The following is a 15,295-nucleotide window of genomic DNA, read 5'->3' as shown; positions in this document are numbered from 1 at the left end:
GCACTATCGCCTAAATGAGCTTGCAAAGGCATCGTAGGAATTTCGGTTGTAGACTGCGACGGAGCAGCAGTTGTTTGATCATTATTTGAAGTGCTTGATGCGCTACTTTCTACCGTACCTTTTACAATACTTTCGGCTGGGCTTTGTTTTTCTGTCTCAACAATGGACGTACCTAAAGCTATGTCTGCCACTTCCGCTGCGGCATTACTACTTGCAACATTGGCAGGCGCATCGATGATGGGCACCGTTTGCGCTGGCAGACTGGGTAAGGTAATATCATCGTCATCCAAATCATCAAGACCGCCGTCAAGGTTGATGACCACACGATTGCTATTATTGGGATTATTCATAAGCTTGCCCTAAAAGTTATCATTATCAGTAATTTATTTTAAAGTGATTGTTTTTAAAGTGACGCTGCCACCCGCTTTTTATTATTTAACGGACGATTATTTTTAGCCTAGTTTAGCATAATTCAAGTGGTGCTTAGCCTTTAGCATTGTAGAGCGCTGTCAAATGATAAAAACCCATGAATCAATAACAAACACCAATGCCTAAAACAATGCCAAAATAGATGGCTGTACGCAATACAAAAAATCATGCTAATAAATTTATAGTAAAGCGTCTGCTGGTCTAAGCAAGTTTCGCTTAAGGTTTGGACACAAAAATCTGACCTTCGTCACGCCGAACTTCGCCTACTCTTAGCGAGTATTAAACAGTTGTACTTTATTTGTTTTACTCCACCACTTATATTGGGAATGCCTTATGTTATCACTATCGAATAAATATAAAAAAACTATCCAGACGGGCGCCGCTTTGGTTCTCGTTACCATCGCATTGTCATCGACAGGCTGTAGCACCACACAAGAATTTAAGCCTACCGCTAGCGTAATGGTTGGGGCGCATAAGTCTTTATAATGGCTTTTTGGTCATCAAAAAGGCTCATACTAATGTACGCCTTAATATGCACACTGCTCATTTTATAAATCAGTCACTTACCCGCTGTCTTTTTATATAAGTAGAACACATCATGTCACTACCTTTATCACTGTCTTTATCATTATCTGCTAACTCTTTACGCCTAGCCTGCGCTTTAGCCATAGCAACTACTCTTGCTGCTTGCCAAACTAATGCTGTTTCTTCGGCGAATAAAGTTGCCGCTATTGAAAATGCCGCGACTACAGAGTTAGTGAATAAAAACCAAGCGGTTAAAGATGCTGAGCAATCGTCAGCGCTGACCATGGATATGTCCGGTCGCCATGAGTATCAGTTAGCAAATGGTTTAAAAGTAGTGGTAAAAGAAGACCACCGCGCGCCTGTAGTGATGACACAGATTTGGTATCGCGTCGGGTCAGCAGATGAGCCACTTGATAAAGGCGGTATCTCTCATGTGCTCGAGCATATGATGTTTAAAGGCACTACTAATGTGTCAAGCGACGACTATGAGCGTTTAATTGCTAAGTTTGGCGGCGTTAATAATGCCTTTACCAGTTACGATTATACCGGTTATTACGAGCTTTTCCCGGCCAACCGCTTTCCTTTAGCTTTAGAGCTTGAAGCGGATCGTATGACCAATTTAGTTTTTGATAACAAAGAATTTGTCAAAGAACATCAAGTGGTCATGGAAGAACGTCGTCAGCGTACTGATGACAATCCTCTTGCCAAAGCTTATGAGTCCTTTCGCTTGCTTGCCATGCCGAACAGCCCCAAAGGTGAATCGGTCATCGGACCGATGGCCGAGCTTGAATCAATCACTCTTGCTGATTTAAAAGACTGGTATAAAACATGGTACGCACCCAATAATGCCACCTTAGTCATCGTAGGAGATGTCGAGCCAAACGACGTCTTAACTCAGGTCAAACGTTACTTTGGTGAGCTAAAACCAAGTGCATTACCCAAGCGTCCTGCAGTCAATCAAAAGGGGTTCCGCGGTTATCAGCAAGTAGAATCTGAACAAGCGGTACAAGTGCCGGTTTTACTGATGGGTTATAACGTGCCCAGTCTAGTGACAGCGGGCGCTGATAATGAAAAGCAAGCTTATGCCCTCTCGCTTGCGCAAGATGTGCTAGATGGTGGTCTATCAGCACGTCTCGAGAGCAGACTGGTACGCGAACAAGGGTTACTCACCACAGTGGGTACCTCTTATGATTTGCTTGATCGCGGCGATGGACTGTTTTTGATACAAGCAACCCCGCGTGAAGGCGTCAGCTTAGCGCATGCACAACAAGCCGTTATTAATGAGATTAATAAGCTTTCTACCGACCCGATTGCTGCTGATGAGATTGAGCGCGCCAAAACCAACACCGTCACTGGTCTGGTGTACGCACAGGACAGCATGGAAGGTCAGGCACGTATGATTGGATCACTACAATCTATCGGTCTTGACGATAGGCTGTTGGCTAAATTGCCAACCAAGCTTGATAGCGTGACGATTAAAGATATCCAAGCGGCAAGCAAAAAATATTTGGTGAAAGACAATTTAACGGTGATGCATATTATCCCGCCTAAAGAGACTGCCAATATAGATAAAGTCAGCCAAGATAAGACTAGTAAAAATACCGCTAGCAAAGACGATGCTAATAAAGAGACGGCGAGCAAAGCTAAATAACATCACTATGCGATTCAGTTATCTTAGTAAGAACCCAATATTCGTGACATTAATAAGAAGAAAGACATGACTCAGACACCTTTTCTCATGAAAACAAAAAAGCCCGCTTTAACATCATCCATCAAACCAACAGCACTCACAAAACCCAAATTCAAGCCTCGTTTTAAGCAGCTATCTTATCTGAGTGCCGGTGTATTTTTGGGGATGATGACATTGACCACCATAGCGCAGGCAGATATAGCGGATGGCGAAGATACTCGTACGCCCGCAGCAGTCGATACCAGCGCCCCTATTGCCGCTCTATCTAAGCTTAGCAGTCTTGTCGATGCCAAACCTTTAAAAGTCACTGTCCCAAAGATTCAGACCTTTAAGACCAAAGCAGGGGTTTCTGTACTTTTTGTACCGACGACTACCTTACCCATTGTCGATATTGATTTACGCTTTAATGCTGGTAGTGCGCGTGATGGCAGTATTAGTAAGTCAGGCTTTGGTATCGCCAATATGACCGCGACGATGCTTGAACAAGGCTCCAAACGCTTAGACGAAAATGAATTCACGCGGGCGGTAGAAACCTTGGGTATTAATCTAAGTAGCAGCGCTTATAAAGACATGTTTACTGTCTCGTTGCGTAGCTTATCTGACGATAAGCACTTATTACCTGCTATCGATTTAATGACCCAAATGCTCACTGAACCCAGCTTTGATGAGCAAATCTTGGCCCGTAACAAAGCACGCTTATTGGTCGGTTTGCAACAGCAGAAACAAGACCCCAATAGTCTTGCTAGTATCGCCTTTAGCAAGGCACTCTATGGCGACCATCCTTACGCCCATCCATCGGTTGGTACACTAGAAACAGTCCCTAACATCACAAGACAACAGCTAATCGATTTTAAAAACCGCTATCTAGTCGCCGCAAATGCTTCGCTTGCCATGACCGGTAATTTGACTTTGGCACAAGCAAAGCAGTTGGCTGAGGAGATAACAGCAGACTTACCAGCTGGTCAAGCCGCGACTATCTTACCTGAGCCAAAACCGCTGACCCAATCTCAGCACATCCATATTCCGTTTCCTAGTACCCAAACCACGGTATTAATGGGGCAATTGGGCGATAAGCGTGCCACTGATACCCAAGCACAGCAAAAACAAACCAACTTTGCCGTCGGTAATGAAGTGCTAGCAGGGGGCGATTTTAATGCGCGCTTGATGACTGAAATCAGGCAAAACCTTGGTTATACCTATGGCATTTCAGGTTCAATGAACCCGATGCTAGCGCGTGGGCCTTATCAGATTGGTTTTTCAACCCGTAATGATAAAGCGCGAGCCGCAATTGATGCCAGCTTAGACGTGATTAATGAGACGTTAGATAAAGGTATTACCAGTGATGAGATGAGGTTAACGACGGATAATTTAAAAAACAGTTTCCCGATGGGTTTTGCCAGTAATGCGGGAATCAACAGCCTCCTTGGCATGATGAATTTTTATCAGCTCCCTACCAGCTACTTGACCAATTATGTCAATCGTATCGAACAGGTCAAATTGTCAGAGGTCAATCAAACCTTACGCGATACGCTAAAACCCGATGACTTTTTAATCGTCACTGTCGGACAAGACAACCCGTGGGAAGAGAAGAAGTCTAAGAAAAAGCCATAAACCTAACAGCCTTTTTTGCAGGCGTTTAAACATATCGATTAAGTTCTGCTATGCTTTCATTAATAATTTATAAAAAAAAGCTCAAAAAACAAGCTCAGTCAGTAAATATTACTGACTGAGCTTGTTTTACATTTTACATCCAGCTTATTGCATTAATAGCGGCAAGCAGAGCTGCTACTGGCATGGTTAAAGCCCCATTTACGATAACCATCGGTATCAAGATGAATAGCGCCCGTAGAGTATAATCCTAGCCCAAACCTATGAGACTGACCTTGATATTGCCAAAACTCGCATAAGCTGTCTTGCATTTGACTCAGCTGCCATGGACTACCTTCATATTCAGGCACCCAAATATCCATGGCACCTGCGGTCATATGCTTACTAGCACCTGCCCCGCCCGCACAGTCATTCAGCCCTGGACTGCGATACACTGAACGTATCTCAGTATTAGGAGGTAAAATCCCTTGGGTTTTTAGCTGGCTGTAGAGCTGTAATGTCGGCACAATATTTGCCCATAGTTCCTGCGGTGGTAGCTGATAAGGCTCATAGCCACATTTATCCCAGCTACGAGCGGTTGTCAGTAGCTGCGATAAAGGCGGCACATTTCGTGCCCCCACTCGTGAGCTTAAATAGCGCTGATAGTTGGCCACTTGCTCGGCGCGATAGCTATTACTATTTAGCCAGGTATTAAAGTCCATACTGGTAAAATCATTATAATTACTATTTCCGAAGTTATTATTACCAGTACTATAAGTGGTGTTATAACGTGGCGTAACTTTATTGGTAATGACGCGCTTGCTCTCTTCTATCGATAAACCACTATCAAAATTAAATTCACGCTGTTTTTGTTGAATGAGGCCTTGCATACTGTCGCTGCCTAAGCCATTTGACCCACTTCTACCCTCGCTTAATATAGTCACGCCACCACTATAGGCACTTCCTTGACTAGCGTTATTTCTAGCAGGCGTGATATAGGCGTTGGAAGTGCTATCCATAGTGCTACTGCCATGACGGATCTGAATGCGGCGCTCACTATTGTCACTTATAATAGCGGCATAAGCAGAGACACTGCTGGTACAAATACATAGGGCTATAATAGGCTTATAGATTTGCCTATAAACAGATTTTTTTGTCTTTATCATTATAAGAAACTACCGCTAAAAACGTTTTATCGATACTATCAAATTTTAAGCAAGCAGGCTAAACTATCGCAACGAATCAGCGGTCACCCATTCGTTATTAACACTTATCCTTATAATGTTAATATTAACGTTACTTTATTACTGGCAAGTTAATTTATTCGCTATTATCCGGTTGAATGAACGCCTTATAATCGCTGATTGCTTACTTACTATCTGTCAAGCCAGACTTTTCTTTCACACCAACTGCCAGTCACATTCTGCCTATGTCTCCTAACCCGCAATACCGTTTTTCACGTCAGAGCCATCATTTAGGTCAAGGTCATGCGCCGACGCTATGGCAACGTACTCATATTGATCCATGGCTGACCCTACTACTATTAACGGTTTGCTGTATTGGTTTGACGATTTTATATAGCGCAGCCGGTCAAGATAGCGACATGGTCATACGCCAAATAATCAGCTACAGCGTTGCCTTTACGGTGATGTTTATCATGGCACAGATACCACCTAGCCTCTATCGTACTTTCACACCCATCTTTTATGTGTTAGGACTGATTTTATTGGTACTGGTTGATATCATTGGTGAGGTGCGTATGGGTGCACAGCGCTGGATTAATTTACCAGGATTTGGCAGTGTACAGCCTTCAGAGTTTATGAAACTTGGCATGCCCATGATGTGTGCGTGGTTTTTATCCAAACGGGACTTACCGCCATCATTATCAAGCATTGCCATCACTTTGGCGTTAATAGTGGTGCCTGTATTATTAATCGCTAAAGAGCCTGACCTTGGCACTTCATTATTGGTCGCAGCCAGTGGCATCTTCGTGTTGTTTTTAGCTGGCCTATCATGGCGATTGATTGCGAGTGCGGCGGCTTTGGCAGTGCCACTTATCGCCTTCGCTTGGAACTTCTTATTACATGATTACCAACGTACGCGCGTCTTAACCTTATTTAATCCTGAGGCTGACGTACAAGGGGCTGGCTGGAATATCATTCAATCCAAAACAGCGATCGGTGCAGGCGGTCTCACCGGAAAAGGATATCTAGAAGGCACACAGTCTCATCTACATTTTTTACCAGAAGGTCATACTGACTTTATCATTGCCGCATTTTCTGAAGAATTTGGCTTGTTCGGTGTGATATTACTCATATCTATTTATGCATGCGTGCTGACTCGTGCTTTATATATCGCTTTCACTCATCCTGACACATACAGTCGATTATTGGCAGGCGCGATTGCCATGTCCTTTTTTGTCTATGTCTTCGTCAATGTCGGTATGGTAGGCGGCATTCTACCGGTCGTCGGTGTACCCTTACCTTTTATTAGTTATGGCGGTACGGCCATCGTTACTTTGATGGCTGGTTTCGGCTTATTAATGTCAATCCATACTCATAAATCTGACTAACGCTGTTTTTTAAACAACTTATCAGGTGAGTTTTTTATAGCAATTTTTATGCTTAATAGCGGTCTTAGCTTTCGCTAAAATAAGTAACTACCCAAGCTACTAAACATCCTATAAAGTTATTTATCACATTATTAATTAATAAATTAATGGGTAAATCCAAGCAAAACTCATCGTACTCGTTAAGCTAACATCACGACAGAATATCTAAAATCAAGCCACTATTTACTGTCTTAACGTGCCTTTATTTGTAACCAATGCTACACAGATTGTCATAAAAACCCTAACATCAACAACTTATATATAAAAACAAGTTATTGATTTTAATATAAATTACTTCAATATCCCCTCCGTAATTAACCATTAAAAATCTAATATAGACCTATTGATACTTAGAGGTTTTATTGCTTGTTTTTTACAAATAATTGCGTTAACCTCGTTTTACTGTAGCTATGATACATAACCCGTACATAGCTACTAACAAAGTTATCATTCGATTATATTATCGTTGTAGCTCATCCGTATAGTTAGCAACTTGTAGATTTCGGACTTTCAAAGTCACTACTTAATTAACGGTTTAATAACAAAGTACTACGTAATAGTCTTTAAACTCCTTATTAATTTAGCATTGTGTGAAAGTTTTTTTATCGAATATCAGTATCCCATTTTAGTGGTTGATTCGTTATTTAATTAACATTGTTAACTATCATTTGAGCGTGTCATAAGTCTGTTTGGTGATTTGTACCTAAATCATAAACGCCTACTCACTTATGATGATGGAATGAAAAATTACCATATGTTTGAACTTATAAAAGCCCGCATTTATTATTATCATTATGAGAACATCAGATGATAAAGAGGCTTTAGAGTTTGCGGCACTGTTAGATTGGTCTAACGTTGTCTCGCTCAATCTAAGATTCTTTAGAGTTAGGTTCTAATGTATCAGTTATAGAGGTATTTATGAATAAGCGTTTATCTGGTTTACTTACAATGTCAGCAGTTTTATTTGCTGGCTCTGCAATCGCTTCTAATGCAAATGCTGTAGAATCAAAAACCTCCCTTGCAATGGTCTCGCAAGATAACGCCTCCCGTATCGACCGTGTGCTAGGTGAACTGAGTCGTCAACATGATGGCGCATCAAGCTTAGTTAAGTCTGCTCGCCAACCTACTTCATTAGCGCTGAGCAGCTCACTGTTAGCCAGTGACACGGCACAAGTATCCAATGACGAAGACGTTTTAGAGCGCCTGACAGCAGTCGCGTCTAACTCTGTCAGCAAATTTAAACAAACAGGCTTAGCCTCTTGGTATGGTCGTCAGTTTCATGGTCGCAAAACCGCTAGCGGTGAGACCTTTGATATGAATGGCTTAACGGCTGCTCACCGCTCACTACCCCTTAACTGCTACGTCAAAGTCACCAATAACAACAATGGTAAAAGCGTGGTCGTTAAAGTAAATGATCGTGGTCCATTCCACGGCAATCGCGTCTTAGATTTATCTTACGGTGCTGCCAAAAAACTCGGTATTACGGGTAAAGGTGTGGGTAACGTTGCTATTGAACGTGTTTCAGGCCCATCCTCTTAAACCATCAACGTTTTAGACCATTAGCGGTTTAAGCCTTTAACGGTTTCGTATGATAAAGACGACAATTCCTTAGAGTCGTATTGTAGATATAAATAAAAAGCGCCTAACTCATTCAACGTTAGGCGCTTTTTTATTGTTTAACGTTCAGTAAGGAGTGTTAGATAGTTTGTTTGTAGATAATTATAACTCGAATGCTCTTTCAATCGCATCGTCTAAGCGTTCTACTGCAATCACATTGATGCCTTTAAACTGCGGTGCATCTTTAACAGGCGCATTGGCTTTAGGGATAATGGCGTGTTTAAAACCATGCTTCATCGCTTCTTTTAAGCGTTCTTGACCATTGGGAACAGGGCGGATCTCCCCAGACAAACCAACTTCACCAAAAACGGCCAGTGATGACGGTAAAGGCTTTTCTTTGATACTAGAAGCACAAGCCAAGAGTACTGCCAAATCAGATCCTGTTTCTATGACCTTAACGCCGCCAACAACGTTGACGTAAACGTCTTGTCCGCTAGTATGGATACCGCCATGGCGATGCATGACCGCCAGCAGCATTGATAGTCGTTGAAAATCTAATCCCAACGCCATACGTCTCGGTGAGCCTTGTGAATCATCAACCAAGGCCTGTACTTCGACCAGTAGCGGTCTAGTACCTTCGCGGCTTACCATCACCACAGAGCCAGCCACAGGTTTGTCATAACGGCTCAAAAATATCGCTGAAGGATTGGCAACCTCTTTAAGCCCCATATCAGTCATGCCAAAAATACCTAACTCGTTCACCGCGCCGAAACGGTTTTTGACGGCGCGTATCATGCGAAAACGCGAGTCAGACTGACCTTCAAAGTATAAAACCGTATCGACCATATGCTCAAGCACACGTGGCCCAGCAAGCGTGCCTTCTTTGGTTACATGCCCCACTAAGAACAACGCCGTACCGGTTTGCTTCGCATAGCGGGTCAAAATAGCTGCCGACTCTCGAATCTGACTGACACCGCCCGGTGCAGAATTGATCGCATCGGTATAAATGGTTTGAATCGAGTCAATAATAGCAATAGCTGGCTGCTCTTGCGTCAAGGCAGCGCAAATAGTCTCTACATTGGTTTCAGCGAGCACACGAAGTCTATCAGCCGGTAAATCTAAGCGTTTTGCACGCATAGCCACCTGTGCCAACGACTCCTCACCAGTCACATACAGCGCACTACCTGCCAATGAATCAGCTTTTGCCATATTAGTTGCTGTTTGCAATAGAATCGTCGATTTACCAATACCCGGGTCACCGCCTATCAATACAACAGAACCGGCAACCAAACCGCCGCCCAATACCCGATCAAACTCACTGATACCTGTTGGTAAACGGGTATCTAAACCTACGCTCACCGCATTGAGCGGCATGACCGCACTATGTGTACCGGAGTAGTTTCCAGCGGGCGCCCCCGCACTACCAGAAACGGCGCGACTGGGATTAGGTTTTGCCATATTTTTGTTATGGTGTGGCATACTGACATTTGGCGCTTCAACTAAACTGTTCCATTCGCCGCAATCTGTACATTGCCCTGCCCACTTACCGAAATGCGCACCGCAATGTTGACAAACATAACTGCTTTTATTTTTTGCCATAACCTATAAACCTTATTCAGCTGGTCAATCGAGAATAATAAATAGAGTTTCGTGAGGCTTTGTAAAAGTTTTAATATAAGAGTAAGAAATGATATACCAGCCTGTAGAATCAGGCCGTACTTTATAGAGGAATGTGCTTACAAAAACTGTGATTACAAAGAAGGAATAGCCAAATATTAGTTGGACACCTATAGAGTCCTGCCCAATGACAAAATAGTCGGCTAAAAATACAGATAAGGACTTAAAAAGAAGGATATCGGCTAAGCATCAATATGAATATGGCTTTATACTTGGAAATCTTTACCAAGGTAGACAGATTTTACCAATTCATTCTCCAGTACTTCAGACGATGTACCTTCAGCAATGATAGCACCTTCTGAGACAATGTACGCTTTTTCACAAATCGCTAAAGTATCACGAACATTATGGTCAGTGATTAAGACGCCAATACCACGATTTTTCAGGGTTAAAATAACATCTTTAATATCCCCAACAGAGATAGGATCGACACCCGCAAAAGGTTCATCCAGTAGGATAAATTTAGGATCGGCGGCCAAAGCGCGGGCAATCTCACAGCGACGGCGCTCACCGCCTGAAACACTCATGCCCAGAGATTTGCGCACATGTTCTAAATGAAACTCGCCTATCAGTTTTTCAAGCTCTTGGCGTTGTTCACTGGCGCTCAATTCTTTACGAGTTTGCAAGATGGCTAGAATATTGTCTTCAATCGATAACTTACGAAAGATAGACGCTTCTTGCGGCAAATAGCCAATGCCGGCGCGCGCACGCTCATGCATGGCATATTTTGATAAATCCATCTTCCCTAAAGTAACACGGCCCTTGTCCATGTTGACCAGACCTACCACCATATAAAAACTGGTGGTTTTGCCAGCACCGTTTGGACCTAGCAACCCAACGACTTGTCCTTGTTCAACAGAAAATGACACATCTTTCACAACCCAGCGTTTACCATAGCGCTTCCCTAAATTTTGCATCGTTAAACGGGCGACAGAGTCAGAGTTGTTCATTGACGCGACAGAGTCATTATTAAGCTCATTATTATTAAGAACATTACTTTTAATATCACTCATAACTTACTCATCACTTACTGTTAAAGTTGCAACACTCAAGCGCTAATAGGAATGGCTGAGAGGTTTAACGATTTCTATTCATTCAGCGTTATTAGCCAATTAACCCATTAGTTAATAGGTTATTTGGTTAAGTCACTTAGCGTATGCTGCTTTGATTGGTACCATTATTGGGCGGAAAAACCAGCTCCACACGCTGATTACCACCAGCAGTTGCTTCTACATCACCCGCTTTTAGGCTGTAACGAATGACATTACCGGCAAAACTTGCGCCATTCTGCACCAGCTTTGCATTACCAGTGAGCGTAACAATGCCTGTGACGGCATTGTAGTCGATTTTGTTCGCCTGACCTTTTGCTAAGCCTTTTTCTTGCGTCACCACTTGTTGCATCGTTGCTGGACGACCAGTTGCTACGGCCGAGTTGATACTACGCCCCTGCGATAAATTGACCGTAATATTATCAGCAGTCATCTTAAACGTACCTTGAGTAATCACCACACTACCTGAATAGCTGGTAATTCCTGTACGTTCACTATAAGTGGCTTTATCGGCCAACAGCTTAATTTCTTGATTGGCATCTGATGGTAAGGCATGGCTATATAATGGCAAGGCTAACAGCATAACCATCGCCAACGTACGTAGTCCGTTTGATACTTGGATAGAGCGCGTCGATAGCAAGCGTAAAGTAGGCAAAAAAGTGAATTTCATAAAAGTTACTCGTTTCATTATGGGTAGTAGAGTTTGCAAACTTCCTGCTAGGTGCTGCTGCTAATAAGAATGTAATATCAATAGGCTGGTTAAAGCAGTCAGGCGATTAAAACAATATTCAAGCTTAGGTTAATGTTAAAACAAGGCTTTGTCTTGACGCTTTGCTGGCATAAAGGCAACAGCGACTTTACCAAATTCATATTCGCCTGTTTCGAGATTGGCAGTCATACTCGATGCTTCAAAGCGATTCATACCTTGTTCGACTTTGACCGCTTCATCACTATAGACTTTACCAGACTTGGTATTGCCTTTTAATGTAGTACCTGTGACTTTAATAGGTTCAACATCAGACTCGCCCGCCTTACCTTCGCTGACTAGCGAGAAACCGCCTGATAAACTCATTTCACCCGTCTGTTGACTGATTGCAGCATTACCCGCTTCAATACGATAACGCTGCTCGTCTGAAGGCTCCCAATTCATGGTAATGCCTTTCATCTCATCTTTATCGGTCACAGGATTGTGCGTTAGTGATTCAGCACTCAATTCATACTCAGTCTCACCTTTCTCGTTAGTCTGCACGGCCTTAATATCTGTGGCTTCGTAGTCAACATCCGTCGCTTCAATATTAACAGGTGGCGCAATCTCTCCTTGCTGCTTAAAAAACCAGCCAGCAATCACAGCAATAATCAACGCAAGAACGATTAAAACACGAGTATTCACGACAAGTTATCCCCAGGCTTTGCTTCATCAAGCGTATAGTGCGCAATAAAGTCTTTATAGTGTCCATGACCTTTTAAAATCAGATCACATATTTCACGTACAGCGCCGGTACCGCCTGCGCGCGTGGTCACCATATGACTACGTTTTATGACTTCTGCATGTGCATTAGGAACAGTCGCAGCAAAGCCAACGGTTTGCATCGCTTTGATATCGGGTAAATCATCACCCATATAAGCACAATCGGCAGCGGTGATATTGAGCGCGGGATCAAGGGTGGTTAAGAGCTCCTGTAAAGCAATCAGCTTGTCATCCCGACCTTGTACGATATAATTCACACCCATCTCAGAAGCACGCTTATCTACCATAGGACTGCTACGACCGGTGATAATAGCAGTTAAAATACCATAACGTGCCAACGACTTAACGCCTACGCCATCTTGTACTGAAAAGGCTTTGGTCTCAATGCCATTGGCATCATAGATAATTTGACCATTTGACAAAATACCATCAACATCCATGACCAATAGCTTTACTTGTCCGGCTTTTTTTATTAAGTCTTGCATCAGTGCTCTCTTATTAAAGGCTGTTTTTTAATATACTACTTATTAGTATAGTACTTACTTCACACCGGCTTGTAATAAATCATGCACCGTAATGACGGCTTCCAAGCGCTCTGCATCATCGATAATCAGCAGCTGGCTAATCCCATTTTCATTCATCACACTCAGCGCATCTGAAGCCCGCATGCTTTTACTAACGCGGCGTGGATTGCTTACCATCAGCTCACCCATAGGCGTCTGCAAATCAATGCCTTTTTCTAAGCCTCTGCGCAAATCACCATCAGTAAATACACCAACCACTTTTTGTTCGTCGTCAGTCACCACTGTCATACCCAAACGCCCCGCAGACATGGTAAATAAAGCTTCTTGCAATGGCGCCTGTTGGTTGATAAGTGGCAAATCTCCAGAATTGGTATGCATCAAATCCTCAACCCGCGTCAGCAGTTGCCGTCCTAGGGCTCCGGCGGGATGCGATAAAGCAAAATCTTCTGAAGTAAAGTTACGGGCATGTACCAAAGCCACTGCCAACGCATCGCCTAATGCCAAAGTCGCCGTGGTACTGGAAGTTGGTGCCAAATTGAGCGGACAAGCTTCCTGTGATTTGCCCAGCGTTAAGACGATGTCAGCCGCTCGTGGTAGCATACCGCGCTTGTCTCGGCTGATACTAATCAGCGGGATATTTAAGCGTTTGACTACTGGCAGTAGCATTCTAATCTCATCCGACTCGCCCGAGTTTGAGATGGCAAGTAATACATCACCCTTTACCAACATCCCTAAATCGCCATGCCCTGCTTCACCAGGATGCATAAAAAACGCTGGCGTGCCCGTAGAAGCAAAAGTCGCCGCTATTTTGCGCCCAATCAATCCTGACTTACCCATACCCGTCACTACTACGCGTCCTTGACAGGCCAAAATAATGTCGCAGGCTTGGGCAAATCTATCATCGATTTGCTCAGTCAATAATGCGAGCGCGGCTATCTCAGTATTAATCGCTTCGATAGCAGTACTAATGAATTGTTCGTGGGTCAGATTGCATTGGGGATTACTCATACAGCAGCTCTATTCTATATTCAGTGACTTGAGGTTTATTGATGTAATATTTTAAATGAATCAATAAAACATTTTACTATACTATGCTCGATATTAATAATATAGCGCACGATGACAGCCATAATTTTAGCACTAACTTCATCATTGCCAGATAGATTATACGTCTATTCATACAAAAAAAACCCACTATAATAGTAGGTCTTAATCAGATATAGGGCATTTTAATAAATGATTTATCAAATGAGCAAGGCTATATGATAGGGTTAAGCATTGTTCTTAGATTTAAGCATCGTATTTCAAGCACAGTATTCCAACTATAGTGTTTTAAGAATCATATTTAAATCATAGCGCTTTACGCCTAGACTTTAATGATTACTGTCATCAGAGTCATCATTCGGCTTATTTTCGAAACCCGTATTATCCAACGGCGCTTCAAAACCACGGTCCTGACCGAAGCCACCACGCTCAAAACCGCGCTCTTGACTCTGACCAAAGCCACCACGCTCAAAACCACGATCTTGACCTTGGCTAAAGCCACCCCGATTAAAACCACTGCGATTGGCAAAGCCACGCTCTTCAAAACCACCGGTACTAACAGGGTTACTACCGCGCTCAAAACCACTGCCTTGATAGCCAACAGGTGCGGCGGTTGGCGTCTGTGTAGTGGTACCTGTCGCTGTGCTACTTCTAGGGTTACGGGCTGGAACTACTGTTGAAATAGCATGTTTATATACCATTTGGCTAACAGTATTTTTCAGCAACACCACATATTGGTCAAATGATTCGATTTGACCTTGCAGTTTAATACCATTGACCAAAAAAATAGAAACCGGGATACGATCTTTGCGCAGCGAATTCAAGAACGGATCTTGTAAAGTTTGTCCTTTTGACATGAAGTCTCTCCTAAATATTATATAATTATTTTTAATGCCAATTATTTTAAGTGTTGCTTTAATTATAATGGCTAAGGGCAGATACAATAATAAGTTTTATTTATGAAACGTATCTGAATAAGCGCTCATTCTTGTTAAATGACTCCGCTTTATTGTGAATACGTTGTTAGTGTAAACAACTAAGTAACTACTTGTTTCAAAAGCAAATATATCAACAAACGTTAACTAAACAGTCAATAAAAAAGCAATTTTATCAATATAATTCACACTAGTTTAC

General features: G+C 42.7%; 12 protein-coding genes and 1 pseudogene. 5 read left to right on the top strand and 8 right to left on the bottom strand.

Going from position 1 to position 15,295, the window contains the following annotated elements:
* Positions 1-762: 762 nt before the first annotated feature.
* The 3 genes from FQ084_RS13205 (at position 763) to FQ084_RS04130 (ending at position 4,255) form a co-directional block, all read left to right on the top strand.
* On the top strand, positions 763-915 hold the full coding sequence (locus FQ084_RS13205; RefSeq protein WP_188032882.1) for a hypothetical protein: 153 nt from the start codon (positions 763-765) through the stop codon (positions 913-915).
* A 112-nt stretch (positions 916-1,027) separates the two neighbouring features.
* Positions 1,028-2,605, top strand: a complete 1,578-nt coding sequence (locus FQ084_RS04135; protein WP_149489339.1) for a M16 family metallopeptidase — start codon at positions 1,028-1,030, stop codon at positions 2,603-2,605.
* A 66-nt stretch (positions 2,606-2,671) separates the two neighbouring features.
* Positions 2,672-4,255 (top strand): M16 family metallopeptidase, encoded by a 1,584-nt coding sequence (locus tag FQ084_RS04130; protein ID WP_149489338.1) that lies wholly within the window; start codon positions 2,672-2,674, stop codon positions 4,253-4,255.
* Positions 4,256-4,407: 152 nt separating this feature from the next.
* Here the strand turns inward: FQ084_RS04130 and FQ084_RS04125 are convergent, their stop codons facing one another.
* Positions 4,408-5,397: a D-Ala-D-Ala carboxypeptidase family metallohydrolase gene (locus FQ084_RS04125; protein ID WP_149489337.1), complete on the bottom strand. Its 990-nt coding sequence runs from the start codon at positions 5,395-5,397 to the stop codon at positions 4,408-4,410.
* A 263-nt stretch (positions 5,398-5,660) separates the two neighbouring features.
* Here FQ084_RS04125 and rodA point away from each other — a divergent pair, with 263 nt between their 5' ends.
* The gene (gene rodA / locus FQ084_RS04120; protein WP_149489336.1) at positions 5,661-6,803 is read left to right on the top strand and encodes a rod shape-determining protein RodA; all 1,143 of its coding nucleotides are present in this window, start codon (positions 5,661-5,663) and stop codon (positions 6,801-6,803) included.
* A 1,230-nt stretch (positions 6,804-8,033) separates the two neighbouring features.
* Positions 8,034-8,381, top strand: a pseudogene (locus tag FQ084_RS13435) (septal ring lytic transglycosylase RlpA family protein); the annotation flags it as partial.
* 180 nt (positions 8,382-8,561) lie between these two features.
* Here FQ084_RS13435 and radA read toward each other — a convergent pair.
* The 7 genes from radA to hfq all read right to left on the bottom strand — a co-directional run bounded on the left by radA (position 8,562) and on the right by hfq (position 15,018).
* Positions 8,562-9,998 carry a DNA repair protein RadA gene (gene radA / locus FQ084_RS04110; protein WP_149489334.1) on the bottom strand — a complete coding sequence of 479 codons (1,437 nt, stop codon included), beginning with the start codon at positions 9,996-9,998 and terminating at the stop codon, positions 8,562-8,564.
* A gap of 284 nt (positions 9,999-10,282) precedes the next feature.
* Positions 10,283-11,026, bottom strand: coding sequence for an LPS export ABC transporter ATP-binding protein (gene lptB / locus FQ084_RS04105; RefSeq protein WP_262880669.1), 744 nt, complete (start codon positions 11,024-11,026; stop codon positions 10,283-10,285).
* A gap of 199 nt (positions 11,027-11,225) precedes the next feature.
* Entirely contained in the window at positions 11,226-11,714 is a 489-nt protein-coding gene (gene lptA, locus FQ084_RS04100; protein WP_188032901.1) for a lipopolysaccharide transport periplasmic protein LptA, read from the bottom strand.
* 216 nt (positions 11,715-11,930) lie between these two features.
* The gene (gene lptC, locus FQ084_RS04095; protein ID WP_149489331.1) at positions 11,931-12,515 is read right to left on the bottom strand and encodes an LPS export ABC transporter periplasmic protein LptC; all 585 of its coding nucleotides are present in this window, start codon (positions 12,513-12,515) and stop codon (positions 11,931-11,933) included.
* Positions 12,512-13,078 (bottom strand): KdsC family phosphatase, encoded by a 567-nt coding sequence (locus tag FQ084_RS04090; RefSeq protein ID WP_149489330.1) that lies wholly within the window; start codon positions 13,076-13,078, stop codon positions 12,512-12,514. The genes lptC and FQ084_RS04090 overlap by 4 nt, the downstream gene beginning before the upstream one ends.
* 54 nt (positions 13,079-13,132) lie before the next feature.
* Positions 13,133-14,125 (bottom strand): SIS domain-containing protein, encoded by a 993-nt coding sequence (locus FQ084_RS04085; protein WP_149489329.1) that lies wholly within the window; start codon positions 14,123-14,125, stop codon positions 13,133-13,135.
* Between the two features lie 365 nt (positions 14,126-14,490).
* Positions 14,491-15,018 (bottom strand): RNA chaperone Hfq, encoded by a 528-nt coding sequence (gene hfq, locus FQ084_RS04080; RefSeq protein ID WP_149489328.1) that lies wholly within the window; start codon positions 15,016-15,018, stop codon positions 14,491-14,493.
* Positions 15,019-15,295 lie beyond the last annotated feature (277 nt).

This window comes from Psychrobacter sp. ANT_WB68, assembly GCF_008369115.1.
Taxonomy (GTDB): Bacteria; Pseudomonadota; Gammaproteobacteria; order Pseudomonadales; family Moraxellaceae; genus Psychrobacter.
Note: the sequence above shows the minus strand (reverse complement) of the source record. Positions and strands in the feature narration are given on the sequence as shown.

Coding starts and splice junctions, on each gene's coding strand:
- FQ084_RS13205 (WP_188032882.1), top strand. CDS start 763: ATGTTATCACTATCGAATAAATATAAAAAAACTATCCAGACGGGCGCC.
- FQ084_RS04135 (WP_149489339.1), top strand. CDS start 1,028: ATGTCACTACCTTTATCACTGTCTTTATCATTATCTGCTAACTCTTTA.
- FQ084_RS04130 (WP_149489338.1), top strand. CDS start 2,672: ATGACTCAGACACCTTTTCTCATGAAAACAAAAAAGCCCGCTTTAACA.
- FQ084_RS04125 (WP_149489337.1), bottom strand. CDS start 5,397: ATGATAAAGACAAAAAAATCTGTTTATAGGCAAATCTATAAGCCTATT.
- rodA (WP_149489336.1), top strand. CDS start 5,661: ATGTCTCCTAACCCGCAATACCGTTTTTCACGTCAGAGCCATCATTTA.
- radA (WP_149489334.1), bottom strand. CDS start 9,998: ATGGCAAAAAATAAAAGCAGTTATGTTTGTCAACATTGCGGTGCGCAT.
- lptB (WP_262880669.1), bottom strand. CDS start 11,026: ATGAACAACTCTGACTCTGTCGCCCGTTTAACGATGCAAAATTTAGGG.
- lptA (WP_188032901.1), bottom strand. CDS start 11,714: ATGGTTATGCTGTTAGCCTTGCCATTATATAGCCATGCCTTACCATCA.
- FQ084_RS04090 (WP_149489330.1), bottom strand. CDS start 13,078: ATGCAAGACTTAATAAAAAAAGCCGGACAAGTAAAGCTATTGGTCATG.
- FQ084_RS04085 (WP_149489329.1), bottom strand. CDS start 14,125: ATGAGTAATCCCCAATGCAATCTGACCCACGAACAATTCATTAGTACT.
- hfq (WP_149489328.1), bottom strand. CDS start 15,018: ATGTCAAAAGGACAAACTTTACAAGATCCGTTCTTGAATTCGCTGCGC.